Origin of the sequence: Lentilactobacillus buchneri, from assembly GCF_018314255.1 — a bacterium.
Taxonomy (GTDB): domain Bacteria; phylum Bacillota; class Bacilli; order Lactobacillales; family Lactobacillaceae; genus Lentilactobacillus; species Lentilactobacillus buchneri.
Map to the genome: position 1 here is coordinate 1,961,313 of NZ_CP073066.1, position 25,030 is coordinate 1,986,342.

The 25,030-nt window shown below is 44.5% G+C and carries 24 protein-coding genes and 8 tRNA genes; 24 read left to right on the forward strand and 8 right to left on the reverse strand.

Annotated features, from left to right (window positions below):
- Position 1 precedes the first annotated feature (1 nt).
- From KE627_RS09265 to KE627_RS09300, 8 genes are all read left to right on the forward strand, one after another.
- A tRNA-Asp gene (locus KE627_RS09265) sits at positions 2-75 on the forward strand.
- Between the two features lie 5 nt (positions 76-80).
- Positions 81-153: transfer RNA gene (locus KE627_RS09270), tRNA-Phe, on the forward strand.
- Between the two features lie 21 nt (positions 154-174).
- Positions 175-245 (forward strand) — tRNA-Gly (locus tag KE627_RS09275).
- A gap of 12 nt (positions 246-257) precedes the next feature.
- Positions 258-331, forward strand: a tRNA-Ile gene (locus tag KE627_RS09280).
- A 6-nt stretch (positions 332-337) separates the two neighbouring features.
- Positions 338-425 (forward strand) — tRNA-Ser (locus KE627_RS09285).
- A gap of 8 nt (positions 426-433) precedes the next feature.
- Positions 434-505, forward strand: a tRNA-Glu gene (locus tag KE627_RS09290).
- A gap of 24 nt (positions 506-529) precedes the next feature.
- Positions 530-603 (forward strand) — tRNA-Met (locus KE627_RS09295).
- Positions 604-607: 4 nt separating this feature from the next.
- Positions 608-681, forward strand: a tRNA-Asp gene (locus tag KE627_RS09300).
- A 134-nt stretch (positions 682-815) separates the two neighbouring features.
- Here KE627_RS09300 and KE627_RS09305 read toward each other — a convergent pair.
- Entirely contained in the window at positions 816-1,319 is a 504-nt protein-coding gene (locus KE627_RS09305; RefSeq protein WP_013727486.1) for a hypothetical protein, read from the reverse strand.
- A 116-nt stretch (positions 1,320-1,435) separates the two neighbouring features.
- On the opposite strand from KE627_RS09305, the gene KE627_RS09310 reads away from it, so the two are divergent.
- The 3 genes from KE627_RS09310 (at position 1,436) to KE627_RS09320 (ending at position 3,485) form a co-directional block, all read left to right on the forward strand.
- A complete protein-coding gene (locus KE627_RS09310; RefSeq protein ID WP_013727487.1) occupies positions 1,436-2,176 on the forward strand; it encodes an MBL fold metallo-hydrolase in 741 nt (246 codons plus the stop codon).
- 113 nt (positions 2,177-2,289) lie between these two features.
- The gene (spx, locus tag KE627_RS09315; protein WP_013727488.1) at positions 2,290-2,688 is read left to right on the forward strand and encodes a transcriptional regulator Spx; all 399 of its coding nucleotides are present in this window, start codon (positions 2,290-2,292) and stop codon (positions 2,686-2,688) included.
- A 116-nt stretch (positions 2,689-2,804) separates the two neighbouring features.
- The gene (locus KE627_RS09320) at positions 2,805-3,485 is read left to right on the forward strand and encodes an adaptor protein MecA (protein ID WP_013727489.1); all 681 of its coding nucleotides are present in this window, start codon (positions 2,805-2,807) and stop codon (positions 3,483-3,485) included.
- A 93-nt stretch (positions 3,486-3,578) separates the two neighbouring features.
- Here KE627_RS09320 and KE627_RS09325 read toward each other — a convergent pair whose 3' ends face one another.
- The 4 genes from KE627_RS09325 to KE627_RS09340 all read right to left on the reverse strand — a co-directional run bounded on the left by KE627_RS09325 (position 3,579) and on the right by KE627_RS09340 (position 8,645).
- Positions 3,579-4,850 (reverse strand): ISL3 family transposase, encoded by a 1,272-nt coding sequence (locus KE627_RS09325; RefSeq protein WP_035181568.1) that lies wholly within the window; start codon positions 4,848-4,850, stop codon positions 3,579-3,581.
- 162 nt (positions 4,851-5,012) lie between these two features.
- The gene (locus KE627_RS09330; protein WP_013727490.1) at positions 5,013-6,005 is read right to left on the reverse strand and encodes a glycosyltransferase family 2 protein; all 993 of its coding nucleotides are present in this window, start codon (positions 6,003-6,005) and stop codon (positions 5,013-5,015) included.
- A gap of 11 nt (positions 6,006-6,016) precedes the next feature.
- Positions 6,017-8,305 (reverse strand): ArnT family glycosyltransferase, encoded by a 2,289-nt coding sequence (locus KE627_RS09335; RefSeq protein WP_013727491.1) that lies wholly within the window; start codon positions 8,303-8,305, stop codon positions 6,017-6,019.
- Positions 8,292-8,645, reverse strand: a complete 354-nt coding sequence (locus tag KE627_RS09340; RefSeq protein ID WP_014939607.1) for a GtrA family protein — start codon at positions 8,643-8,645, stop codon at positions 8,292-8,294. The genes KE627_RS09335 and KE627_RS09340 overlap by 14 nt, the downstream gene beginning before the upstream one ends.
- 212 nt (positions 8,646-8,857) lie before the next feature.
- Between KE627_RS09340 and KE627_RS09345 the strand changes: the two genes are divergently transcribed.
- Both KE627_RS09345 and KE627_RS09350 read left to right on the forward strand, forming a co-directional pair.
- Entirely contained in the window at positions 8,858-9,550 is a 693-nt protein-coding gene (locus KE627_RS09345) for a response regulator transcription factor (protein WP_146971958.1), read from the forward strand.
- The gene (locus KE627_RS09350) at positions 9,547-10,857 is read left to right on the forward strand and encodes a sensor histidine kinase (RefSeq protein WP_013727494.1); all 1,311 of its coding nucleotides are present in this window, start codon (positions 9,547-9,549) and stop codon (positions 10,855-10,857) included. The genes KE627_RS09345 and KE627_RS09350 overlap by 4 nt, the downstream gene beginning before the upstream one ends.
- A gap of 87 nt (positions 10,858-10,944) precedes the next feature.
- Here KE627_RS09350 and KE627_RS09355 read toward each other — a convergent pair whose 3' ends face one another.
- Positions 10,945-12,483, reverse strand: coding sequence for a gamma-glutamylcysteine synthetase (locus KE627_RS09355; RefSeq protein WP_013727495.1), 1,539 nt, complete (start codon positions 12,481-12,483; stop codon positions 10,945-10,947).
- 155 nt (positions 12,484-12,638) lie between these two features.
- Here KE627_RS09355 and KE627_RS09360 point away from each other — a divergent pair, with 155 nt between their 5' ends.
- Both KE627_RS09360 and pepF read left to right on the forward strand, forming a co-directional pair.
- Positions 12,639-13,778, forward strand: coding sequence for a competence protein CoiA (locus tag KE627_RS09360; protein WP_013727496.1), 1,140 nt, complete (start codon positions 12,639-12,641; stop codon positions 13,776-13,778).
- Between the two features lie 34 nt (positions 13,779-13,812).
- Positions 13,813-15,624 (forward strand): oligoendopeptidase F, encoded by a 1,812-nt coding sequence (gene pepF / locus KE627_RS09365; RefSeq protein WP_013727497.1) that lies wholly within the window; start codon positions 13,813-13,815, stop codon positions 15,622-15,624.
- 73 nt (positions 15,625-15,697) lie between these two features.
- Here the strand turns inward: pepF and KE627_RS09370 are convergent, their stop codons facing one another.
- Positions 15,698-16,318, reverse strand: a complete 621-nt coding sequence (locus KE627_RS09370; RefSeq protein WP_013727498.1) for a DsbA family protein — start codon at positions 16,316-16,318, stop codon at positions 15,698-15,700.
- A 214-nt stretch (positions 16,319-16,532) separates the two neighbouring features.
- On the opposite strand from KE627_RS09370, the gene yjbM reads away from it, so the two are divergent.
- From yjbM to KE627_RS09400, 6 genes are all read left to right on the forward strand, one after another.
- On the forward strand, positions 16,533-17,186 hold the full coding sequence (yjbM, locus tag KE627_RS09375; protein WP_013727499.1) for a GTP diphosphokinase: 654 nt from the start codon (positions 16,533-16,535) through the stop codon (positions 17,184-17,186).
- On the forward strand, positions 17,164-17,976 hold the full coding sequence (locus KE627_RS09380) for an NAD kinase (RefSeq protein WP_013727500.1): 813 nt from the start codon (positions 17,164-17,166) through the stop codon (positions 17,974-17,976). The genes yjbM and KE627_RS09380 overlap by 23 nt, the downstream gene beginning before the upstream one ends.
- Complete coding sequence (locus KE627_RS09385) at positions 17,969-18,859, forward strand: RluA family pseudouridine synthase (RefSeq protein ID WP_013727501.1); 891 nt, start codon at positions 17,969-17,971, stop codon at positions 18,857-18,859. The genes KE627_RS09380 and KE627_RS09385 overlap by 8 nt, the downstream gene beginning before the upstream one ends.
- A gap of 110 nt (positions 18,860-18,969) precedes the next feature.
- Positions 18,970-19,818 (forward strand): methyltransferase domain-containing protein, encoded by an 849-nt coding sequence (locus KE627_RS09390; RefSeq protein ID WP_013727502.1) that lies wholly within the window; start codon positions 18,970-18,972, stop codon positions 19,816-19,818.
- A 17-nt stretch (positions 19,819-19,835) separates the two neighbouring features.
- A complete protein-coding gene (locus tag KE627_RS09395) occupies positions 19,836-20,348 on the forward strand; it encodes a tRNA (cytidine(34)-2'-O)-methyltransferase (RefSeq protein ID WP_013727503.1) in 513 nt (170 codons plus the stop codon).
- A gap of 33 nt (positions 20,349-20,381) precedes the next feature.
- A complete protein-coding gene (locus KE627_RS09400; RefSeq protein WP_136861212.1) occupies positions 20,382-22,718 on the forward strand; it encodes a DNA translocase FtsK in 2,337 nt (778 codons plus the stop codon).
- 69 nt (positions 22,719-22,787) lie between these two features.
- Here KE627_RS09400 and KE627_RS09405 read toward each other — a convergent pair whose 3' ends face one another.
- Complete coding sequence (locus KE627_RS09405; RefSeq protein ID WP_013727505.1) at positions 22,788-22,934, reverse strand: DUF4044 domain-containing protein; 147 nt, start codon at positions 22,932-22,934, stop codon at positions 22,788-22,790.
- Positions 22,935-23,011: 77 nt separating this feature from the next.
- Here KE627_RS09405 and KE627_RS09410 point away from each other — a divergent pair, with 77 nt between their 5' ends.
- The 3 genes from KE627_RS09410 (at position 23,012) to rsmH (ending at position 25,020) form a co-directional block, all read left to right on the forward strand.
- Positions 23,012-23,377, forward strand: a complete 366-nt coding sequence (locus tag KE627_RS09410; protein ID WP_225430529.1) for a DUF3397 domain-containing protein — start codon at positions 23,012-23,014, stop codon at positions 23,375-23,377.
- A 236-nt stretch (positions 23,378-23,613) separates the two neighbouring features.
- The gene (mraZ, locus tag KE627_RS09415) at positions 23,614-24,039 is read left to right on the forward strand and encodes a division/cell wall cluster transcriptional repressor MraZ (RefSeq protein ID WP_013727507.1); all 426 of its coding nucleotides are present in this window, start codon (positions 23,614-23,616) and stop codon (positions 24,037-24,039) included.
- Positions 24,040-24,072: 33 nt separating this feature from the next.
- Positions 24,073-25,020, forward strand: coding sequence for a 16S rRNA (cytosine(1402)-N(4))-methyltransferase RsmH (gene rsmH, locus KE627_RS09420; protein WP_056939131.1), 948 nt, complete (start codon positions 24,073-24,075; stop codon positions 25,018-25,020).
- The last annotated feature ends 10 nt before the right edge of the window (positions 25,021-25,030 follow it).

Consider the following 25,030-nt stretch of genomic DNA (forward strand, 5'->3'; position numbering starts at 1 on the left):
TGGTTCGTTGGTCTAGTTGGTTAGGACGCCTGCCTGTCACGCAGGAGATCACGAGTTCGAGTCTCGTACGAACCGGTTTTGGCTCGGTAGCTCAGTCGGTAGAGCAATGCATTGAAGCTGCATGTGTCGGCAGTTCGATTCTGTCCCGCGCCACTTGTTTTTAATATTGTTTTTGCGGGTGTAGTTTAGTGGTAAAACCACAGCCTTCCAAGCTGTTGTCGCGAGTCCGATTCTCGTCACCCGCTTTTTCATATAATGGGCCTATAGCTCAGCTGGTTAGAGCGCACGCCTGATAAGCGTGAGGTCGATGGTTCGAGTCCATTTAGGCCCATATTTTGGAGAAGTACTCAAGTGGCTGAAGAGGCGCCCCTGCTAAGGGTGTAGGTCGCGTAAGCGGCGCGAGAGTTCGAATCTCTCCTTCTCCGTTTTAAATGACCCGTTGGTCAAGTGGTTAAGACACCGCCCTTTCACGGCGGTAACATGGGTTCAAATCCCGTACGGGTCATTCAAGAGAATCTTATTATATTATCGCGGGATGGAGCAGTCTGGTAGCTCGTCGGGCTCATAACCCGAAGGTCGTTGGTTCAAACCCAGCTCCCGCAATTTTGGTTCGTTGGTCTAGTTGGTTAGGACGCCTGCCTGTCACGCAGGAGATCACGAGTTCGAGTCTCGTACGAACCGGTGGAACATCGAAAGTTTTCAAGTTACTTAGGTAGCTTGTTTTTTTTACATAAAATTCTGATCCAACACAAAAACCGTTAATCAGTGAAGTCATTTGCACTTCATCAATTAACGGTTTTATTTGAATGAACCTTTTATTGCGTCTTTTTGGTCTTAGCTGGTGTGTAATAAGCTTCATGTGAGTAGAAGTTTGGTGAATCACGGTACTCTTTTGGAATGAATTCATCAGAACTGTTCTTCCAAAGTTCGAAGTCGGCGTAATCATCCCAAGTTCCCAAAATGATTCGTTGGCTGATGTCCTTGTGATAATTAAGGGAATAAATTGAATGCATGCCATCGGGAAGGCCATTTGTTCGCAGCTTGTTGATGCGCGCATCAAAAACCTTCTGTTGATCAAAATTTAAATCTAATGTGGAGAAGCTAATGAAGCCGTCCCACTTATCTTCACCACTGTGACTTAAAATATCATAGAAAACCGGTGCCTTGAAGACTGAATCTTTACCTGAATGGTCCAGCAGCATAAATTCACCTGGTTGGCTGAGAGCTTGGTACATCATCAAATCCCGATCAGGATGCGCTGCCTTGAGTTCTGTTAAAATTTTTTCATTTCCAAATGTAATGACGATCTGTTCGTTCATTTGACCCACCTCCTATATACAATTTTATTATACTTTCTTTCAATATTGGAACCAAACATTTACCCCAAATTAGCGTAAAATATAAATTGGATAAAGATGAAAGAGGAGGAATTCTTTTGAAACTAACAGTGATTGGTTTTCTTGGCGGCTATCCGGATCATGGTGATGCCACCAGCAGTTATCTTTTGGAATCGGGTGATTTTAAATTACTGATTGATTGTGGGAGCGGCGCACTGTTGAGCTTGGAACAGGTTGTCGACCCTCTGAAACTGAATGCCGTCATTTTGAGCCATTACCATCACGACCACACAGCTGACGTGGGCGTCTTGCAATATTATTGGCAATTGCATGAAAAAAGGTACAGCGAGCCCGTATTGCCGATTTACGGGCACACCCTCGATGAGATCAACTTCAAGGGACTTAGCTGGCCCAAATCTACTAAAGGGATCGCCTATGATCCAAGTCAAACACTGACTGTTGGCCCGTTCACGATTACATTTTTCAAAACCCATCATCCTGTTCCGGCATTTGCAATGCGTATTCAAGAATCATCAACCGGTAAGGTACTGGTGTTCACTGCCGATACAGCTTATTTCCCTGAATTGACCCAATTCGTTCACGATGCCGATCTTTTGATGACTGATACGAACTTCTTTGCGACAAAAACCGGCCAGAAATGGCATATGACATCGACTGAGTCCGGGCAACTCGCTCATGACGGGAATGTTCACCGATTGCTGCTGACCCACTTACCTGCAAATGGCGACATGGAGCAATTAAAGACGGAGGCGCAAACGACGGCGGGGGAGACCATGCCAATTTTGGTTGCCAAAACTCATCTTTCTGTGGATATCTAAGCCAAATTTGCCCAAAATAAGGTCTTTGTTTGTCTATTCTGTGAATCTTATGATTTATATAACATTTTCCGATATAATCAAAGCATCAAATGATTACTAGGAGGATTCACATTATGACAGTCAATTTATTAACAACCCCCAGCTGCACTTCCTGCAGAAAAGCAAAACAATGGCTCATCGATCACGAGGTTGATTTTGTGGAACGAAATATTTTTGCCAAGCCACTTTCTGAAGTTGAACTCAAACAAATCTTGATGCTGTCTGAAGGCGGCACCGATGATGTGATTTCGACCCGGTCTTTTTTGTACGACCAATACAAATCAAAGATGTCTTCAATGACCATCAGCCAGGTGATTTCCTTGCTGGCAACCCATCCAGAACTGATTCGCCGACCAATTTTAGTGGATGCCAAACGGATTGAGTTTGGGTTCAATGAAGATGAAATTCGTTGCTTCATGCCACGGAGCACTCGAAAATGCGAATTGGAAAAGATGGTCAAAAAAGCCTTATAGTCTTGGAATCTTAATTGCTTGTTAATATTCATGTTTAGCCGTATTATTTACTTAGACAATAATAGGATACAATGTTATTATTAATTACCCTCAGATATTGAAAGGGGTGGCTAAATATGGAAATGGAACGGATTAATGAGAATACGATTCGTGTGTTGATTGGTAATGATGATCTCGACAAGCGCGGCATTACCGTGCTTGACTTGCTGGGCAACCACAAGCAGATCGAAAGCTTCTTCTACAGTATTCTCGAAGAAGTTGATAAAGACCATCAATTTCAAAATAACGATGCCGTCACTTTCCAAGTTCTTCCAAACCAAAATGGCTTGGAATTGTTTATCAGTAAGGATGTAGATATGTCTGATAACGACATGTTCGATGCAGGTGACTCTGATTCAGATCACCCTGAAAAACGTGATCGGGTTTCCAAATATATCGCAGAACATGCCGATAATAACAAACCGCAACCTGTAAGTGATAAAAAGACTAACGATGAATTTGGTCATCAAAAGCGGACTGTAATTCTTGAGTTCGACCAATTAGATGATTTTGTGTCGCTCGCCAAGGCATTGCGACTTGAAAATGGCACATCGGATTTGTACTTGTATGAAGGAAAATACTACTTGAAGCTTGAACTATTCAGCAATGACCCCGTTGACATGGTCGTCAGTGATGAAGTTGCAATTGCCAATGAATATGGCAAGAAGACCGCTGTTACTGAAGAGGTTCTCAACGAATACGGTCAGCAGTTGATGGAAAACAGCGCATTGGAGTTAAGCAGGTACTATTTCAAATAAAGTTCAACCAACTAAAAACGACAGCCGTTAATGGCTGTCGTTTTTAGGGTTCTTCGTCAACTGTTGTTGGTGAACAAAATATTGGAGTTCTAATCACTTGGTGATTAGAGCTCTTTTTGTATGAACTCGAAAAGCGAACAGCACTCTTAGCCGGAATCTGAAGAAGTTTCGGTAACCAAATCCAGTGCGTTTAATGACTTTAATCTTGTTGTTTGAACCTTCTAAGGGCCCGTTGGTGTAATGGTGAGTAAAGGTATTGCCAATTTCATCATGATGAGTCGCTAGGGTCTGGAGGGTTGCCAACATCTCTTCCGAGCAGCCCTCTAAGTGATGGAATACTTGATTATAGTTGGGCCAATCACGGTTTTTGATGGTTTCACGTAACCGATTCATCACGTTGTAAGTTTGCTTGAGCTCGGGATCAATGTCCAATAAAGCATCAACCACATCAGTGGCAGTCGCTGGATAAGGGAAGTTTGTCCACTTACGGAAAGCTTCGTAGTTGAGGTGATTTTCCGGCGTTAATAATAGTTTCCAATAGCGTTTTAGGGCGTGATACTCGCGTGAGGAAGTCGCCAGGGTTTTCATGAGGCGCACCCGCGTCTTATTAAAAGCTCGATTTAAAGCGTTAACCAAGTGGAACGGATCGATGACAACGATGGCGTTCGGAAAGATCTGCCCCACCAATTTGGGATAGGTATAGTTCATATCGGTGACGATAATTTTCACATTTTCTCGCGCAGCCTGGTCGTAATGCTGGAAATACTTTTGAAGCTGATAGATGGTCCTAAAGGGTAACAGGTCGATCAATTCGTGGGTTTCCGCATCCATAAATTCAAAGCTCATCGCGTCGGTGGCGCTCTTAGTGCTTTTAACTTCGTCCATGAGGAGAACTTTTGGTAAATAGTGCCAGTTGGTTTGAAAGTCCCGTTCAGCGCGCAAGAGCTGCCGACCAACGAATGAATCCGAAGTGGATAACTCATCGGCAATGTGTTTGAGCGAAACCGGTTCGGTCAGTTTTTCTAAGCATTGTTTGCGGGTCGTATTTGAAATCGTGCAGTGTTTCGGCACCGCATTCGTCTGCGCCAGGAAATTGGTATGACAAGCCTTACAGTGAAAGTTTCGCCGATTGAGACACAGGATAACGGTGCTGCCCAATGTTTTTGCGAATCTAATGGTGGTCTTCCGCCAACCATAGCCAATAATTTGGTGATCATTGATAATCCCACAATTGCGGCATGCCTTGGGGGTGTAGTTTAGGGACCCCACCAATCGAATCACTCCATCATCACCCACTTGTCCTTCCTCAATTATTAAGTGTTCATCATCTATTCCTAACAACATTTTCGTAGTATCATTTGACATAGGGCATTTCCTTTCTTGACTTAATTCTGTGGTGGGAGCAAGTTAACGGACGGGAGATGTCCGCTTTTTTATTCTAATGATAAACAAAAAATCTGTCATCAGTAATAGATAAAAATCTATTACCAACAACAGATATTGTAGAACCCGTTTTTAGTGTGCAGATTATTGTTGGTACGCACGTCCTTTGATCGTTGTTCGATAGTACGTTTGGCGACTGTTTTGACTTTGTGGGGTGCGAAACCCCACCGTTTTGGAAACGATATACAGTGGCCGTTTACGTGATGCCTCAAAGACTCGATAAAGGTAAGCGCCCAACATCCCAATGGTCAATAGAGTGATGCCGACCATTAAGAATAGCGCAAAGACCGCAAAGTGAATGGTATCCATCGTGGTAAACAGCGAGGTAACCAAGTAGCCAACACTAAATACGATTGACAAGGTTCCCAGCCAGTTGGCCAACTGGAGGGGAAATGATGAAAACGAGGTCACGCCATCCATTGCCAAACGAATCATTTTGCGCAACGGGTATTTAGAAGTCCCGGCAATTCGCTCTTGACGCTCGTAAGTGACGTCGGTCTGCTTGAAACCGACCCAGCTGACCATGCCGCGGACAAAGGGATCGGCCTCGTTCATTTGTCGCAATTGGTAGACCACTTGCTTGTCCATTAACCGAAAGTCACCGGTATCCAGCGGAATATTGACGTTGGTGATTCGTTTTAAACCTCTGTAAAAGAGGGCCGCCGTTGCCTTTTTGAAAATACTTTCGCCATCTCTTGAAAGCCGCTTGCCATATACCACATCGTAGCCTTCATGCCATTTATCGATCATATCCACAATGACGGCGGGTGGATCCTGGAGATCCGCATCCATTACCACGACGGCCTCGCCTTGGGTATAACGAATGCCGGCAGTAATCGCGAGTTGGTGGCCAAAGTTTCGTGAAAATTCAACCAACCGAATATTGTTGTGCTTGGCTTGCTGATTGGAAATCAGTTCGACACTTCTATCGGTGGAGCCATCATCAACGAAAATGAATTCAAAGGTCTGCGGTTGATTGGCAGCAAAGTTTTCCAAGGTGTTGATGGTGGTTTCAATGCCTTGCTCTTCATTGTAAACCGGTAGGACGATTGAAATTAATTCCTGTTTTTTGTCCATTAAATGACCTCCTATTTATAAATTGACGACAAGTCATACAGCACGCCGGATGAACCCATTCCGCCAGGACCTTGCATGGTTGTCTGTTTCTGGGTAGACTTACTGTTCGATTGACCAGCTTTTTGAGTGGATTTTAGTTTGGGATTGCTCTTCGTTGAAGGCTTGGCTCCCGGCTTACCAGTTGGCTTTTTCTTGCCTGACGGAGCTCCTGCTGGTGCCTGTTTGCTGTTAGGTGCTTTAGCTTGTTTGGTGGACTTGGTGGTCGTCGTAGCTCCTGGGCCACCCATGCCGGCTTGAGAACCGTTGCTGCTTGAAGATTGATACAAGCTGGTTTTGACTTTGGTAGCGTGTTTCTTAATCCAATTGATAATCTTGGTATTCCCCGATCTGCCGGAGTAATAGAAGTACTTCAAGTCACCGTTTTTGACGAGTTTCTTGAATTGAGACAAGGTAATTGCCGGATCAGTTCCGTTAAAGCCACCCATCGCCATGACCGCCTTCCCGGTTTTGATGATGTAAGGCGCTGCGGTTGTCGAATCACTGGTGGCAAACAGATATTTGGCGTTTCCTTGATGCTTTTCAACATAATTGAGCAGTTTGGTGTTGACTGAGCTGTTGCCCATGCCGCCACCGCCGCCCGGCATGCCGTTGCTGCTGGATGTGAGCAGCGATGGTCCGGCGGTTGGAATCATGGCTGATTCAGCGGCAATCGTGGGCGTTAACGACCACCAGGTTGGAGCTGCCATGATGGAAATGAGACCGCCAACCAACAGCGCTTGGAATGCGCGACCCCGTGGTAAAACAGCCATCCCAACTGAAAAGCCGATTGCGGCAATTAGAATCACCCAGGTGAGCCATGGATAGTAACTGTAAACGTACCAGGATTGAAGCGCCGCAGTTGCCACGATTGCAATCGGGAGCAGATAGAATTTCCAGCTGGTTCGTAAACTGTTTTTAAACAGGCCGACCAGCGCAGTGACGCCAGTTCCAAATAGTGCTGCGATTGGTGGGGCCAACATGATCATGTAGTAGGGATGAAAGAAACTGGCAACGCTGAAGAAACCGTAGACCGGAATCAGCCAGCTGGTCCACAGGATCAACTGTTTTTGTTGCTTGGACAGGCTAAACCAACGTTTGCGACGGTCTCTAAAGAAGACTAAGCCGCCAATTAAGCCAAAGAGGGCAAATGGTAATAACCAACTGACTTCAGGCCCGAGGGCTGATTGGAAGAGTCTAAACGGTCCGGCAGTGCCAATGTTGAAGGCGCCACCGCCACCACCGCCGTTACCCATCTTGCCGGGGCCACCTTTGCCGCCGTTTGGCTGGCCCTTCATTTGCTTACCGCCGGGTGGGGTTTGGTGTTTGCCGGTTTGCTTCATGCCGGTAGGGGCTTGACCACCCGGCATTCCACCACCTTTTTTGTTGGTCGTTTTGCTGTTCATTCCGGCACCAAATGTCCCGCCGGTTCCAGTGGTTTGACCAAGCAGTCGTTCACTTCCGTTATAACCAAAGGCCAGTTCCAACAAGGAGTTGGTTTCTGAACCACCGACGTAAGGTCGGCTGCTGGCAGGGGTCATGTCGACAGAAATTGGGTAGGCCAGGGTGAAGACTAAGAGCGACACGGTGGCCAACGTTAATTTGGTGATTTTCTTTTTCCAGGTTTCGTTGGCTGCCAACCAGTAAAATAAATACATGGCTGGCAGGATCATGAACGCTTGGAGCATTTTGACGTTAAAAGCAATTCCAATTAACGCAAAGCTGATCAACAGTGACCAAATTTTGCGGCTGCCAATGGCCTTTTCAAGAAAGTAAAGGGCCAACATTAAGAAGAAAACTAACGTGGCATCCATGTTATTGGTTCGAGAATCAGCCACGACGATCGGTGTCAGGGTTAATGCCAAGGCGCTCAGACGAGCTGCGTTTTGACCAAAGTACGGCTGGATCAATCGGTACATTAGATAGACCGATCTGACTCCGAAAAGAACCGATGGTAAGACGATGCTCCAGCCGTGCAGACCAAAGATTTTGGCACTGATTGCCATGAACCAAAGTGCGACTGGCGGTTTATCAACCGTGATGTAACCGGCCGGATCAAAACTGCCGTACCAAAAGTTGTGGAAACTTTCGGTCATACTTTTAATGGCCGCGGTGTAAAAGGCGTTTGCAGAACCCGCCTTCCAGATTTGCCAGCCGTAGAGGAATAACGCAAGGACGAGGATTACGCCTAAAATCCAGTCAAACCTGAATTTGCGTTGATAACGATTTTGGGTATTTTCAATAGATAGATTATTGGTTGCCATAGTGGCGGACCTCCTTTAAGTGATGTTGGTTGAATACCCAAAACTTTGAAAGCAAAAAATTGGTGGGTACGGTGATCATCAAACTGACGATAGGAATTAGTCGGCTGTCAAGAATCGGCCAACCGCTGGCAAAATGAGCGAACAAAACACTGATCAGCCAGGTGAAAATGTAAGTGGCGTAGTATTTCCATGCAACCGTTTTAACTGAAGCACCTGTCTGAAACACCCAGCGGTTATTTAACGCTAACCCCAGCAGAGAGGTAATGCCGTAACCGATTGCCATGGCAATGGTTGCGTTGGTTGGATGAAGTAATAACAGATAGATGACATAGGTCAGCACGGTATTAATGAATCCGGTAATCCCAAATTTTAATAATTGCTTTGTACTAGTAATGGATGACTCACTCCTTTCTGAATTGATGAAATGAGTTTATATGTTTAACCATAAAACAAGCTTAAAACATTTGATTTATGATAAATTGTGAATAACCGAGTTGACGGAATGCGTAAAAACCTTTAATTTAGTGTCAACGACAAAAGGAGAACATTCAAATGAAAGACTTACACATATTAATAATTGAAGATGATGAGGACCTGGCGAAGAGTCTGCAGCTGTTTTTGGGCGAAATTGCGCAAACGACCGTCTCCCACGATGGCTTTGAAGGCCAGATGCTGGGGCAGGAGGGAATCTACGATCTGGTTGTATTGGATTTGATGCTCCCTCAAGTCAGCGGCTACGACATTTTGAAACACTGGCGGACCGAGGACCATTTGAGCATGCCGGTGCTGATCTTGACCGCCAAAGACACCCTGGACGACAAAGTGCACGGGTTTGAACTGGGAGCCGATGATTATTTGACCAAGCCCTTTCACCGTGAGGAATTGCTGATGCGGGTGAAGGCCCTTTTGAAGCGAAGTGGCCACCTTGGTGACGACAATACCCTGTCAGTTGGGCCATTTAAAGTGAACTTAAGCAATCGGATTGTGGAAGTTAACGGCAAAGAGTTGGCACTGAATGGAAAAGAGTTTGACCTGCTGGTCTACTTCATTCAAAATCCGGATACCATTATTACCAAGGACCAGATTTTTGATCGGCTCTGGGGGTTTGAGTCTGAAACCGCGATTTCTGTCGTTGAAGTCTATATGAGTAATTTGCGAAAGAAAATCAAGCAGAGCTCATCGCTCCAGCCGATCAAGACCTTAAGAAGCGTTGGCTATATGTTTGAAACGGAGGAATCAGATTGAAAAAAGGTGATCCGCAGCAAAAACAACAGCTGAGCCTTTTCCTAAAGGAATTGGTCGGGTTCGCACTGTTGTTTGCTGTACTTGGTTTAGTTGTTTTCTTCTTATTTCACCAATCGATTTATAAAAATATCGACCAGGGATTGGTCACGCAAAAGCAAAACGTGTTAAGTAACCGCAAGGCCCCTCAATTTCGGACGGGCGGCAATGCGCAAAATCCAGCCCCGGCCAAGCCCAATAATGGTGACACACCATTTAGAACCAACATTTTAGTTTTTAACAAAAAAGGGCAGATTATCAATGCTCAAATGCTGGGCAATCGGATTTACAATCTATTTATCAATACCGAACTGGATAAGTCGCAAGTCAACAAGGTCCGCGAAGTAACCTTAATGTCGACCGACAACACCTTACATTATTTCCGAACCCTGTTGATTAAGGTGCCCAAGTCCAATTCCAATCCAATTTATGCCGGTAACTATGTTTTGATTTTGGAAAATATTGATACCGATTTGATGGCGGTTAACAGTTTTAAGCGCTCACTGCTGACAACGCTGGTCTTCTTTTGGATCGTCGCCATTGCGATTGCTTATTTCCTATCCCGATCGAGTATGAAACCGATCCTGGACGCCTGGAAACGCCAACGGCAATTTAGTGCTAACGCCGCCCATGAGCTGCGGACGCCGCTGACCGTCATCCAAAATCAAATGGAGTATATGTTAACCAAACCCAAGACCAAGGTCATCGACCAGGTCGATCCAATCTCAACTTCTTTGGATGAGGTCAGGCACCTGCAAACGTTGACCAACCGGCTGTTGATGTTGGCCCGTTCAGATTCTGGGACAATTGAAATCAACAAACAGGAAGTGGATTTGAAACCTTGGTTCAGCCAAATTCTCAAACCATACGACGATATCGCCGCCAGCCAACATAAATCGATGGTGACGGTCCTTAAAGCCGATGGTAAGGGACGCTTGGATAAGGATTTGATTCGCCAGCTCTTAATCATTTTGTTGGATAACGCGATCAAATACACGCCTGCCGGTGGGACAGTCACTGTGATGACGGCATTGAACCGTGATCGATTGACGATTGAAGTGCGCGATACCGGAACCGGAATTCCCGATGCTGACAAGAAACGAATTTTTGAACGCTTCTATCGTTCCGACAAATCAAGAAATTCCAAGACTGGTGGTAATGGCTTGGGATTGGCGATTGCCAAATGGATTGTTCAACAGCACTCGGGGACCATTTCTGTTAAGGACAATTATCCAAAGGGAACCGTGTTTGATGTTTTGATCAAGCTGTAAAATGATAAAGTGATTACTGTGCACAAAGAAAGCTCGGAGTAAAAGTGATTTGACTTTTACCTCGAGCTTTTTTGTGATTGGGTTCCACTAGATCAATGATTGATCCTGCTTATCGGCCTTGTTAATTCCTGGAAATAATTCGTGCAGATATTCAAGCGGTTCAACTTTACCGACTTTGTCAGTGTATACAACTTGAGTCACGTTGTCATAGGTTAAGGTGATCAGTGACTCACCGTCTTCATCTTTGACCACATAATAACGAATACCGAGTTGGATGGCGTAAAAGATCAACCGTTGGGCATCAAATGAGATTTTCCCAATTGATGGCAGAAGGGTCGTTGCGCCCAAACGTTGGGCCCGCCAGCGCTTGGCGACCGTGGTTCCGAAGTCCATCAAGCTACCATTTTTGATGTGTTTTAACAACATTGCCGAAGCTGTCAGTTCCGGGTGGGTAACCACTTCACTGAAGTCGTCCAGTGCCTGGAGCTGTTCGGAATGGGCATGAAGTGACTTGGCCATCTCAATCAACTGATCAAAGATTTGGATGCCTTCAGCCATTTTGAAAGTCGGCTGGTTGGGGTTCTCCAACGCCACCTGATTGTTATCAGTGAAAGATTGTTTTAAATCAGCGGCAATATTTTCATGGTCAACTGGGGTGACTAAGAGATACATTAAGAAGAATTTTAAAAAGTACATTGCGTGACGACTGATGCCATTAGGGGTAAACGGCGTGTTATCCAGTACTCGGAATTCCAGATAAGAGATGCCTTTAGTGCGATAATCTTTAATGTCGTCTTGGCCGCGAAGTCGGACCGGTCCATAAAATTCAGCTGTGGAATATAGATAATGGTCGTCGATTGCATGATTAATGCCGTCAATGTAATGATCCAAGCTGGTATAAATGGTGGCGTCAACCTGATCTTGTGGTTCGTTGACATAGCCATAAATGCTGTTGCGGATACTTCTGACCGGATGGGTGAGTTGTTTTTGATCCTCAGCGGATAAAAAGCCTTTCTCCGCAATTGGGCTGGCACCAAACAAATAAGTCAGCAGCCAACGGTGAAGGACAAAATTTTGAGCTAGCTGGAAGTACAATGCATTTTTGAAGGCCACCAAGGTACTGAACTGGTCTTGGTAGTGGACATACAGCCGATTGATGACCGGTTCGGGGATGCTGAAGTTGACGTGAACGCCAGTAATGATTTTTCTGGCGACCCCGTACTTTTCGGTTAAGTAATCACGATATTTGGCGTAGGCGGGCCGACCAAAATGGCCTTTGATAAAGTCGACGTCGTCTTCGTCCATTGCTGGCGGCATACTCAGCGGCCAAAAGGATTCTGATTTATCAATCGACCGATATAAAACTGTCTGCAAAGTATCCAATTGATCCAACACGCCGCCAATATTGGGGTTGGGATCGGTAATAATTTCGCTCATTGATTCGGAAAAATCTGATTGCAAATAGGGATGATAACGTCTGGAACCGAGATTTTGCGGATATGGCTTGCGGCTTAATCGGCCGTGGTCATCGATTCGGTGTTCTTCGATTTCAATGCCGATTAGGCTATGGTAAAGCTGTTCTGCAACGCGTTCTTCTTGAATGTGTTTTAATAAATTTTTCAGCATAGTAGTCCCCCAGCCGGATTTAGTTATACATAATTATAAACAAAAATCGGCAGAATGGTAGCCATACGGCCGTTCTGATGAAAACGTAAGGTTATTTTTAACTTCTTGAAAATCATTGCCATCGGTTTCGTATTTAACCCATAGAAGGTGATGAAATGCTGATAGCGATGATTAATAATCAATTAGTGAATGCGGCTGAATTCAAGGGCCAAAAGAATTTAGCCAATCGACTGGTTTGCCCGGGATGCAGGCAAACAGTGATATTCAAGCGCGGCAAGTACCGCATTCCCCATTTTAGCCATAAATCTAATCGGATTTGCGGTAGTTTCAGTGAGAATGAAAGTCAGGCCCACCTCCAAGGTAAGCTGACTTTTCAACGGCAGCTGCGAGCCATGGCGACAGAGGCGGTGTTGGAATATTATCTGCCAACAATTGAGCAGCGGGCAGACGTTTATTTACCGTCTCCAAAGCTGATTTTAGAATATCAATGCAGTCCCATTTCATTTGCCGAACTTTCTCGGCGGACGGCGAATTACCAGTCACTTGGAATTGACGTGGTTTGGGTGCTGGGAGATCGCCATTTAAATGCCGCCAAACGATTGGATGGTGTTGCCAAGTTTGCTCGTTTTAGCACCCAACTGGGCTTTTACATCATCTTTTATTCTGCTAAAAATCAGCAGTTCCGAATTGATTTTCAGATTCGCGAAGTTGCCGGTAAACTCACTAGTCATATGCGACTATTTAAAACTTTAGCCGAGTTGAAGCGATTCATTGACCACCCGCCTTCAGCTCTTCAACAGTATTCAGTTCGAGCTACTAACTCGGCAATTTTGCACCAGCTTAACCGGATTCAGCGGAGTATTGTTTTGAAAAATCCCACTTACCTGGACATGGTCACGCGCTGTTATCAACGAAGAAAAGTCTTTGTCGGCTGCCCTTTGATTTGTCATGGAAAAGAGGGTGAGGGATGGCCGATCTTTCGGCGGACTGCTTTGTGTTGGCGAGTGTGGATTGTTTTGCAGCTGTTTACGAGCAGTAATCGGGAAATTTCCAATCAGGAGTTAAATCAGGTTTTCAAACAATCGGTTCAACTTTTTGGCCAACAATTTGCCCAAGTAGACGATTACGTCCGTTTCTTTCAAATGGCCTTTACCAGTTTTATCTTTAGCCTCCGGGCCGGCGGCTATCTTCGACACACAGTAGCCGGCGTGCAAATCATTAAACAACCGGTGTGGTTTGCCGATTATGATGAAAAACGGCAATATATCATGACCGCCAAGCCGGAGGTGTGCTAATCTATTGGTAACTAACTATTTGAAGGAGGACGTTATGCCAAAACCACAAGAATTACCGCTTAGAAAAGATGTTCCAGAAGAACTGACTTGGGATCTGACGACGATTTATCCAACCGATCAGGAATTTGAAACTGACTATGAAGCTGTTCAAACCGGTGCCAAACAATTCGCTGAATTAGCCGGAACCATTGAGAAGAGCGCGGCCGCGCTGCTGACGGCAACTGAGCGTTTGATGACCTTAAGCCGAAAGCTTGAAAAAGTCTATGTCTACGCCCAGTTGAAAAATGACCAGGATACCAGCGAAGACAAGTATCAGGCCATGTATTCCCGTGCGGAATCCTTGGGGGCTCAGTTTGGAGCGGCGACTGCCTGGTTTGAACCGGAACTCCTCAAAGTTTCTGACGATCAAATCAAGCAGTTTTATCAGGATCAACCCAAACTGGCCGATTATCGACGGTTTTTCGATCAAACCTTTAAACGCCGTAATCATATTTTAAGCAATGATGTTGAAGCCGTCCTGGCGGGGGCCGGCGATATTTTCTCGTCTGGAGAGAAAACCTTTGGCATTTTGGATAACACTGATCTTTCATTCCCAGCAGTGACTGATGAGAATGGCAATCAGGTGAAGTTATCTCAAGGTGTTTATGGTATTTTATTGGAATCGACAAAGCAAAGTGTGCGTAAAGAAGCGTTTGAAAAATTGTATCAAGTTTATCGTCAGTTCCAGCACACGCTGGCGGCAACACTGACCACTAATGTCAAGAATCACAATTTCAAAGCCAACATCCGCCACTATAACAATGCTTTGGAGGCCGCTTTGGCTGATAACGAGGTGCCGACAGACGTTTATAATAACCTGATCAAAGTGGTCAACGAGCACCTCGACCTGCTGCACAGGTACGTTGCTTTGCGTAAAAAGATTCTGGGCCTTGATGAACTGCATATGTACGATATGTATACGTCCCTAGTTGGTAAAAAATCACCCAAGTATACGTTTGAACAGTCCAAGCAAATCGCTTTGGAAGCTTTGCAGGTAATGGGGCCGGATTATGTCAGCCACGTTAAAGAGGAGTTCAACAACCGTTGGATTGACGTTGTTGAAAATCAATTCAAAAGAAGCGGCGGCTATTCCTCAGGGACTTACGATACCAATCCGTATATTTTACTGAATTGGAAGGATAATTTGGATAATCTCTACACGTTGATCCACGAAACCGGTCATAGTATGCACAGCTACTATTCCCATCATAACCAGCCTTATCAGTATGGTGATTACTCCATTTTTGTCGCTGAAATTGCGTCCACGACCAACGAGAACATCTTGACGGATTATCTCTTGAATAAATTTAAAGATGATGATGAAATGAAGAAATTTATTTTAAATTACTATCTGGATGGATTTAAGGGAACGGTTTTCCGCCAAACTCAGTTTGCTGAATTTGAACAATACATTCATGAACAGGATGCAAAAGGTCAACCATTAACCGCCAACTTTATGGATGATTACTATCGCAATTTAAATCAAAAATACTATGGTGATGCCGTGATTTCTGACCCTCAGATTGGCCTTGAATGGTCACGGATTCCACATTTCTATTACAACTTCTACGTTTATCAATATTCCACCGGCTTTGCTGCCGCATCGACATTGGCTGATGGCATTGTGAACGGCGGCCAGGCCAACGTTGATAAATATTTGAACTACCTCAAATCAGGCAGTTCGGACACGCCAACCAACGTCATGAAAAAAGCCGGCGTTGACATGACGCAACCGGAATATCTTGAGAAGGCCTTCCAGATTTTTGAGCAGCGTCTGGATGAATTTGAGCGTTTGTACAACAAATAGTTTCGCTAATAAATAAGCGTAAAAAATACCGACATTTGGGAAATCCCAGATGCCGGTATTTTTATGGATTAAATTAGTTGAATCGCAAGTTTGATTTGGGATACGGAACTGTCGTTGGTTTCTTTGAAGCCTGCTCGAAGTGAGCGGCCGATCCCAGACTCTTGGCACAAAAGCCAAAGAGAGAATTGTAATCAAAGTCCTTGATACGAATGCCACTGTCAGCAACGTCGGAATTAAACAAAACGGTGGTTGATGGATCGCGGACTTCCATTTCGTGGACTACTCGCTGATCACAACGAAACATTTTTTCTGCCAAATCAGAGCGGCGGTCTGCCATGAACATCTCGACATCCAAACCATTTCGTTCTGCGAGCTTGGCAACCAGTTCATCTGAGTATGGTACTGAATTAATCAGAAGTTCTTTTTGCAGGTCCATCAAGAAGCGTCGGCCAAACTTCTTTCCCTGAAATGAAGCTGCCTTGAAATCCAAAATGGTATCGTAGGGCAGGTTGTGATCAAGATGGCTGAGTTGCTCGTTTTTTGAAAAGTCGTGCAGGATTTTGATGTTGAGCATCGAAACAAAGCGCACGCTGATTTGTTTGTTTAATTTTTGTGAAATCCGTTCAATCGTTTTTTCGGCGTCGTAACAATGTCGATTAAGTGGATCAACGAATAAATAAATCTCAAGTACCATTATTGCCCCTCCATGTGTAACCGACAACAAAATTAATATACTAATTATTTTCTCCATTAAGAATACCAAATTTTCACGTAAAAACAACAATTTTGCTTGAAGTGTGTATGATTGATTGGGAAAGGTTGTTGAATATGGTAAAATTAAGTCTGATTGAATTTTACCTTGAAGCAATAGAGCGTTCGTTTGAGCGCAACAGATTGGAAGTGTTAGCTTGGTTGAGAATTGGGATGACTTTTTAGTTCCTTACAAACAAGCTGTTGATGAATTAAAAGTAAAATTACGTGGCATCAGAGCGCAATTCTTAAAAATTGATGGTCGCAGTCCGATTGAATTTGTGACCGGTCGGGTGAAACCCGTCGACAGTATTAAAGAAAAAATGGTTAGAAGACACATTTCCGAAGATCGGCTTGAAGAAGATATGGAAGATATTGCCGGTTTGCGGATCATGTGTCAGTTCGTTGAAGATATTTATCAAGTTGTGGATTTGCTTCGCAAACGGACTGATATTAATATTCTTGAAGAACGGGATTATGTTCATAACAAGAAACCGAGTGGATACAGATCATACCACATTATTTTTGAATATCCTGTTCAGATGCTTGACGGCGAAAAAGTCATTTTGGCCGAAATTCAAGTGAGAACTTTGGCGATGAACTTTTGGGCCACCGTTGAACACTCATTAAACTACAAGTATCAAGGCGAATTTCCAGATGATTTGAAAGGCCGACTGGAACGATCTGCCGAAGCCGCCTTTCATTTGGATGAAGAAATGTCAGAAATTCGTGATGAACTCCAAGAAACCAACAAGCATGAGCCAGGCAAAGATGTAAGGAAGTCGTCTGATGAAGATAGCCATCTACAGTAATCTTGGTGAGTCGTCAAACATTGTGGCGACTTCATTAAAGAAAAAAATTGAAGAATCACCCGATTTAAGCATCGACGGACTGAATCCTGAAATTGTCATTTCTGTCGGTGGTGATGGGACACTGCTGTCTGCATTTCACCACTATCAAGACATTAGTGATCGAATTCGATTGGTTGGGATTCATACTGGCCATTTAGGCTTTTATACCGACTGGCGGGATTACGAAGTCGCCGAACTGGTGGACAGCTTGGAACATGACAATGGTCAAAGTGTCACGTATCCACTGCTGGATATCCGGGTTAATTATGTGAGTGGCGGCCCAGCTGATTATGGCTTGGCGCTTAACGAATCGACTCTCAAACAGATTAGCGGTTCGATGGTGGCTGACGTCTACATTAAGGACACACTCTTTGAAAGTTTTCGGGGTGACGGTCTTTGTGTCTCAACGCCGAGTGGTTCGACGGCCTACAACAAATCAGTTGGTGGCGCAATCATTAATCCAACCCTCAATGCCATTCAAATGGCCGAAATCTCCTCGATTAATAACCGGGTCTTTCGAACGCTGGGCTCACCGTTGATCATTTCTCCAGATGAGTGGGTGAAAATTGTCCCGAAGAGTTCCAACCGGACGATTTTGACTTGCGATCACCAAATCATCTCCAACGAAGCCGTTGAATCGGTCGAATACCGGATTTCTAAACGCCGGATTGCTTTTGCCCAGTATCGGCACACGCAGTTTTGGCGGCGGGTAAGCAACTCGTTTATTGGTAAGGTTAATTTAGATGACTGAATTTACGTGGAAATATACAGGCCAGGCCCCGATCAAGGTCCGGACATTTATTATGAGTTACGGGATCACCCGGACATTGTTGAAAAAAATTAAATATCATGGTGGAAAGACTTTGGTGAACGGTGAAGCCTCACTGGTTAACCGAATGCTTCAAACCGGCGATACGGTCAAAGTCGTCCTGCCGCCTGAACCGGAAAACGATCATGTCGGTGTCTCCAACGTTCCAATTGAAATTGTTCATGAAGATCCCAATTTTTTGGTGGTGAATAAGCCGTACGGGGTGGCTTCTGTTCCGGCACACAACCATGTTGATTCATTGGTTAATCGGGTAAAAGGCTACTATCAGCGCCAGGGCTATGCCAATCAAAAAATCCACATTGTGACTCGACTGGATAAGGACACCAGTGGTTTGGTGATTTTTGCCAAACACCACTTTGCTCATTCAGTTCTTGATAAGCAGTTGAAGGACCGGACAATTCAAAAGACGTACCTGGCGATTGTCGCTGGTCGCATTTCAATGCCTCACTTTGAAATTTATCTGCCAATTGGCAGAGCCGATGATTCGTTCGTCAAACGCCAAGTGGTTGATTCCGGCAAGATGTCGGTGACCGAAGCTTGGACAGTGCGTCGATTAGCCAAACAGACTTTGTTAAAAGTTCGACTGCACACCGGTCGGACCCATCAGATTCGGGTGCATATGGCTGCCATTGGTCATCCGTTGATTGGCGATTGGCTTTACAATTCAGATGACCATTCAATGACCAGGCAGGCACTTCACTGTGCCGAGTTGACTTTTTATGATCCATTTGCCGGTCGCCTGCTTCATTGCGAAGCGCGGTTGCCGGAAGATATGCAGTCCTACATTAATTTGCATAAACTTTAATTGACGATTAACCAATCTGTTTCCCGCAAAACGTGTTTGAGAATTTTGGCCAGGAAGCTTTTTTGGTTGGCTGCTGTGATATAATGAACTGCGTTTGTGGAGGATTTTAAGTGAAAAAGATTGATTTTGGCCAAAAATTTGTGAAGCAGAATTTACAGTTATTCCGTTGTCCCGTCTGTCAAACACCATTCGATGAGGTGGTGGGATATAGCTTAAGCTGTCCCCATCATCATACTTTTGACATCTCTAAAAAAGGGACGCTGTTTTTCCTCACCAAACAGGCAAATAACGAATATGACAAATCGATGCTTCAGGCACGCCACAAGATTTTACAGGCTGGCCTTTTCGACCCGATTGTCGATGCGATCGCAACGTATTTGGGCCCGGAACCGGAAACCATTTTGGATGTGGGCTGTGGTGAGGGCACGCCGCTGGCACGATTGCTGGCGCTTCGAGATGGCCAAGATACCGCAATCGGCTTTGATATTTCCAAGGATGGGATTAATTTAGCGACACAACAGCCAGTCGATGCTTTTTTCTGTGTCGCGGATTTGGCTCGGCTGCCGTTTAATGACCACACAATTTCGACCATAATTGATTTGTTTTCGCCATCTGCCTATGATGAATTTAATCGGGTAGCCAAGACTGGCGGCCGATTGATTAAGATTATTCCCAACAGCGACTACCTGCATGAATTACGGGTCGCTTTATTTGGCACTGGGCAAAAGAACAGTTCTTATTCAAATGACAAAGTATTTGATCTGTTCATGACTCACTATCCCAGTGCAAGCATTGATAAGCTTACATACGAATTTTCAATTCCCAAAGGGATGCAGCAGGACCTTTTGACGATGACGCCGCTTCACTGGGGCAAGGGACGGCAAGATAACGCCCTTCAACTGGTTAATGCACTCAAGACGATTACCGTTGATGTTTCTGTGATGGTCGCAGATTTTTAGAATATTTGGAGGAAACAATGACTAATCATATCGTACTATTTGAACCCTTAATGCCGGCAAATACCGGTAACATTGCCCGGACCTGTGCCGGAACCGACACGGTCCTTGACTTGATTGAACCGCTTGGATTCAGCATTGATGATAAGCACCTCAAGCGGGCCGGACTCGATTATTGGGATAAGGTCCAGATCAATTATCATCAAAACCTGCCTGAATTTTTGAAGTCGGTCAAGAATCCCCAAAACCTATTCTTAGTTTCTAAATTTGCCAACCAGGATTACACTGATCCGGATTATTCTGACCCAAGTCAAGATTACTATCTTTTATTTGGTAAGGAGACGACCGGGTTACCGGAACCATTTATGCGTCAAAATCCTGAAAAGGCGATTCGAATTCCGCAGGATGACGACAACATTCGGGCACTGAACCTGTCCAACACTTGCGCCATTGTGATCTATGAAGTACTGAGACAACAGAACTTCAACAATTTGGAACGAACGCATCAATATGAACATGATAAGCTGAAATAATCAACAGCCATTCTATGGGAAGGGGGGAACAGCATGAAAACCAAGCGAACCAAGCAAACCAGTAGCAAGCCGGTTAAAAAACGCGGCCGTCCACGAAAGACGACCAAGAAGACTGGCGGCCAGTCGAGCTTTCTTCAGAAATATACGGTTAATGTCATCGGTGGTGTCGTTGCCATTTTGGCCTTACTGGGATTATTTCAAGCCGGAATTGTCGGTACCTTAATGATCAATATTGCCAAACTGTTTGTCGGCAGTCTTTATCCGGTCTTTCTTTTGGTTGGAATCGTTGTCGGCATTTTCCTCGCAGGCTTTTCCCGGTTCCCCAAAATTCCAGCCAAGTATACTTGGGGAACGGTCCTGATTTTGCTGGGCGTTCTTCTTTGGCTGACCTTAATTGAATACATTCAGGCTGCCCAGCCGGTTGACTTTATCAATTTTAACTGGCAGAAGCTGGTTGATGATGTTGTTTCTTCTAACAGTGATTCCAACATTGGTGGCGGCATTCTGGCAACGATTGGGTTTTATCTTGCCCACGTACTATTTGGCAAAATCGGCACCGGAATCGTCGCCAGCCTGATCATTTTGATCGGTGGTTTTATTCTATTTGATATTTCATTTGCAAAAATTTTTACGGGTCTGCGGACTTGTTTGACATTTATCAAGACTCGGGCTGCAGCTATCCGACAGCAGACGGACCAGAAACGGTCTAAGAAGTCGGCTAGGCAGCCTTCACCGACAACGGCTGCCAATCATCCACAAACTGTGGAACAGCCTCAAAATGATGATTCTGAGCCAAATAAGTTGTCGGCGTCAGCGATCACGATTTCTGGGATGCCAGTGAGTGATGAAGCTAAGCAGTCATCTAAAACTGTCTCTAAGCCGACACCTCTTCAAGAATCCGAAAAAGCGGACGATTCTGCCGACGTTAACCTCGTCGATGTCAAAGAAGATGATGCCTACAAGTTGCCGACAACCGACCTGCTGACGCAAATCCCTCAGGATGATCAGTCAAGCGAGTTGCAGTCAATTGACCATAACGCTCAAGTTCTTCAAAAGACGTTGGACAGTTTTGGGGTTAAAGCCGAAATTAAGCACGTCAGTTTAGGCCCGTCGGTCACCAAATATGAATTGCACCCTGATATTGGTGTTAAGGTGAGTCGGATTGTGAACCTAGCCGATGACATTGCCTTGGCATTAGCCGCCAAAGACATCCGGATTGAAGCACCAATTCCGGGTAAATCTTTAATTGGCATCGAAGTTCCCAACCGAAAGATTGCGACAGTTTCCTTCAGAGATGTTGTTGAACATCAGCCTGATAACCACGGCCACGTGCTCCAAGTGCCGCTTGGAAAGGATGTTAATGGCAATGTGATTACGGCTGATCTTACCAAGATGCCTCATTTACTGATCGCCGGGTCAACTGGTAGTGGTAAATCAGTTGCAATCAATGGCATTATTACCAGTATTTTGCTGCACGCCAAACCCAGCCAGGTCAAATTAATGCTGATTGATCCTAAAAAAGTTGAGTTGGGCGTTTATAACGGCATTCCCCATCTGTTAAGCCCGGTTGTTTCCGAGCCTAAGAAAGCCGCCAGAGCACTGCAAAAGGTGGTTTCCGAGATGGAGAACCGTTATGAATTGTTTGCCAAATTCGGCCAGCGAAAGATTAGCACTTATAATGATTTTGTCGCGAAAAACAATCGTGAAAATGACACTAAAATTCAGCCGATGCCCTATATCGTTGTGATCGTCGACGAATTGGCCGACTTGATGATGACCGTCTCCAATGATGTTGAAGCTGCAATTATCCGGCTGGCGCAAATGGGGCGGGCTGCTGGAATCCACATGATTTTAGCCACCCAACGGCCATCCGTTGACGTGATTACCGGCTTGATTAAGGCCAATGTTCCGTCAAGAATTGCCTTTGCGGTATCAAGTGGGATTGATTCCCGCACAATCATCGATACTAACGGTGCTGAAAAATTGCTTGGCCGTGGTGACATGCTGTTTTTACCAATTGACTCCAACACGCCGATTCGAGTTCAAGGGGCCTTTATTCCCGATAAGGATGTCTCCAGAGTCGTCAAATTCATTACCGATCAGCAATCAGCTGATTATGATGAATCGATGATGGTTAGTGATGAAGAGATCAAAGAAGAGGATCAAGAAGATTCCGAAGACGATTTATTCAACGATGCTTTGGCCTTTGTGGTTGATCAACAGAAGGCCAGCACGTCGCTTTTGCAACGTCACTTCCGGATTGGCTATAATCGGGCAGCCCGGTTAATTGATGATTTGGAAAAGCGTGGCTATATCGGTCCACAAGATGGCAGTCGGCCGCGTCAGGTCTATAAGGAAAAACAAGAATAAGTTTGATTGACAAAAAAGAGGCTGGCACAAAAGCTTTCACTTTTGTCCCAACCTCTTTAAGTCGTTTGTTTATAAGAATGTCATGATTGCTGAAATGACCAGCGAACTGATCGTTGCAATAATCATGATCCAAACAAATACCAATGTAATTTTTTGAAATCTGGTTCTCTTTTTACGCGCCAATATTCGCACCACTTTCTCTTGTATTCCATACACAGTTTAACTATCATTATCGTTCAATGCAATATGTTTTGTCAAAATCAGGAGGGTAACTCATGCATATTTCTCCTTGGATGACTGACACGGTAACCTTTATAACGCAATTTCTGATTCTATTTGCAGTTGCCGGGTTTTTAGTTGTTTTAAGAAAAAATCAATTTTTCAGGTCGAAGGTGCCGATTAAACCACTCGATTTTTGGCCGCCAATTTTGCTGTACTTCATTCACGAGATTAGTAAAAAGGGTTTGTCGGGGTCATTCATTCCCGAAGTGGTGATTGTTTGGTTAGGGCTCACATTGATTGTGTTGATCTGGCAAATTTTTGCCAATCCGAATTTAACCTACAAGAAATTTTTTATCACCTTTTGGCGATTCAGTGATTTATTTTTATTCGGTTGTTGGATCGTCGTGGGGATTTATGTCATTTTTGAGTCTATCTGAATCACTAGCTGTTCATCGGATCAAAGCAGATTTTTATGCTTTGGTCTTTTTTTGTGCAGAAATGGGCAAATCTCCCCACCACTTTCTTATTGCCGTCAGATCAGTCCTGGACGGATTTTTAGTTGAATATGAAAACGGTTTATAACAAAAAAGTGACAAATTTTGAGGAGGCGTGGTTGATAGTGGTGGATTGTGGTAGAATGTGATTGTAAACTGAAATTGGGGGTGATGACGACATGTTCATGGGTGAATATCAACACAACATTGACGCCAAAGGACGGATCATCATCCCCGCTAAGTTTCGCCAGGATTTGGGCGACAAACTCGTTGTCACCCGTGGAATGGATGGCTGTTTATTTGGCTATCCGATGAGTGAATGGGAAAAGGTTGAACAAAAGATCGACACTTTGCCCGTGAATAAAAAGGATGCTCGTTACTTCACGAGATTCTTTTTCTCCGCTGCAGTTGAATGCGAATTTGACAAACAGGGGAGAATCAACATCCCCGCAACTTTGAGGGATTACGCAAAAATTGAGAAGAAATGTGTCGTTGTCGGTGTCTCCAATCGTTTTGAAATTTGGAGTGACGATCGCTGGAACGACTTTAGTAATGACGCCGAAGAGAACTTTAATGAAATTGCTGAAAATATGATTGATTTTTAGATAAGCAGACATGCTGGAAACGGGGGTGATCGAATGTCTGAATTTAAGCATGTAACTGTCCTCTTAAACGAGGCGGTTAAGGGGTTGAATATTAATCCCGATGGTACATATGTCGATGCAACATTAGGTGGTGGGGGACATACCACCAAGATTCTTGAACAGTTAACCAATGGCCATCTTTATTCTTTTGATCAGGACGAAGAGGCGATTGCTTATAACCGGCAGCACTTGGCTGAATACATTGAAGCCGGCAAATTAACTTTGATTCACGATAACTTCCGTCATTTAAAATCAGCTCTCCAAAACGTTGATGTTTCGGGGATTGACGGAATCGTTTACGATTTGGGCGTTTCATCACCTCAATTTGACGAAGCCGGCCGCGGATTCAGTTATCGCTTTGACGCCCGCCTTGATATGCGAATGGATCAGGATAATCCAATCGACGCCTGGAAGATTGTGAATGAATGGCCTTACGAAAAGTTGGTCCGGATTTTCTATCGATATGGCGAAGAGAAGTTTGCCAAGTCAATTGCTCGGCGGATTGAAACTGCTCGACGAGAACATCCAATTGATACCACTAACGATTTAGTCGAAGTGATTAAAGAAGGAATCCCGGCAGCAGCCAGACGCCATGGCGGCCATCCTGCTAAGAAAGTCTTTCAAGCGGTTCGAATCGCTGTCAATGACGAATTATCTGCGTTGGAAGATTCACTGGAACAGGCGTTGGATTTGTTGAATGTCAACGGCCGAATCAGTGTCATCACTTTTCAATCTTTGGAAGATCGCTTGGTTAAAACCATGTTCAAAGAAAAAACGTCCTTGCCGGAATTACCGCCTAATTTACCGATCATTCCCGAAGGCATTAAACCAAAATTTAAAAGTATTACTCGAAAACCAATTGTTCCAACTGAAGCTGAGTTAGAAGAGAATCATCGATCACATAGTGCCAAGTTGAGAATAATTGAACGAATTAAAAACTAGATAAAGGAAG

Coding starts and splice junctions, on each gene's coding strand:
- KE627_RS09380 (WP_013727500.1), top strand. CDS start 17,164: ATGAAGATAGCCATCTACAGTAATCTTGGTGAGTCGTCAAACATTGTG.
- KE627_RS09330 (WP_013727490.1), bottom strand. CDS start 6,005: ATGGACAAAAAACAGGAATTAATTTCAATCGTCCTACCGGTTTACAAT.
- KE627_RS09400 (WP_136861212.1), top strand. CDS start 20,382: ATGAAAACCAAGCGAACCAAGCAAACCAGTAGCAAGCCGGTTAAAAAA.
- mraZ (WP_013727507.1), top strand. CDS start 23,614: ATGTTCATGGGTGAATATCAACACAACATTGACGCCAAAGGACGGATC.
- KE627_RS09320 (WP_013727489.1), top strand. CDS start 2,805: ATGGAAATGGAACGGATTAATGAGAATACGATTCGTGTGTTGATTGGT.
- KE627_RS09325 (WP_035181568.1), bottom strand. CDS start 4,850: ATGTCAAATGATACTACGAAAATGTTGTTAGGAATAGATGATGAACAC.
- KE627_RS09305 (WP_013727486.1), bottom strand. CDS start 1,319: ATGAACGAACAGATCGTCATTACATTTGGAAATGAAAAAATTTTAACA.
- pepF (WP_013727497.1), top strand. CDS start 13,813: ATGCCAAAACCACAAGAATTACCGCTTAGAAAAGATGTTCCAGAAGAA.
- KE627_RS09385 (WP_013727501.1), top strand. CDS start 17,969: ATGACTGAATTTACGTGGAAATATACAGGCCAGGCCCCGATCAAGGTC.
- KE627_RS09335 (WP_013727491.1), bottom strand. CDS start 8,305: ATGGCAACCAATAATCTATCTATTGAAAATACCCAAAATCGTTATCAA.
- KE627_RS09395 (WP_013727503.1), top strand. CDS start 19,836: ATGACTAATCATATCGTACTATTTGAACCCTTAATGCCGGCAAATACC.
- KE627_RS09410 (WP_225430529.1), top strand. CDS start 23,012: ATGACTGACACGGTAACCTTTATAACGCAATTTCTGATTCTATTTGCA.
- KE627_RS09345 (WP_146971958.1), top strand. CDS start 8,858: ATGAAAGACTTACACATATTAATAATTGAAGATGATGAGGACCTGGCG.
- KE627_RS09370 (WP_013727498.1), bottom strand. CDS start 16,318: ATGGTACTTGAGATTTATTTATTCGTTGATCCACTTAATCGACATTGT.
- rsmH (WP_056939131.1), top strand. CDS start 24,073: ATGTCTGAATTTAAGCATGTAACTGTCCTCTTAAACGAGGCGGTTAAG.
- KE627_RS09360 (WP_013727496.1), top strand. CDS start 12,639: ATGCTGATAGCGATGATTAATAATCAATTAGTGAATGCGGCTGAATTC.
- spx (WP_013727488.1), top strand. CDS start 2,290: ATGACAGTCAATTTATTAACAACCCCCAGCTGCACTTCCTGCAGAAAA.
- KE627_RS09355 (WP_013727495.1), bottom strand. CDS start 12,483: ATGCTGAAAAATTTATTAAAACACATTCAAGAAGAACGCGTTGCAGAA.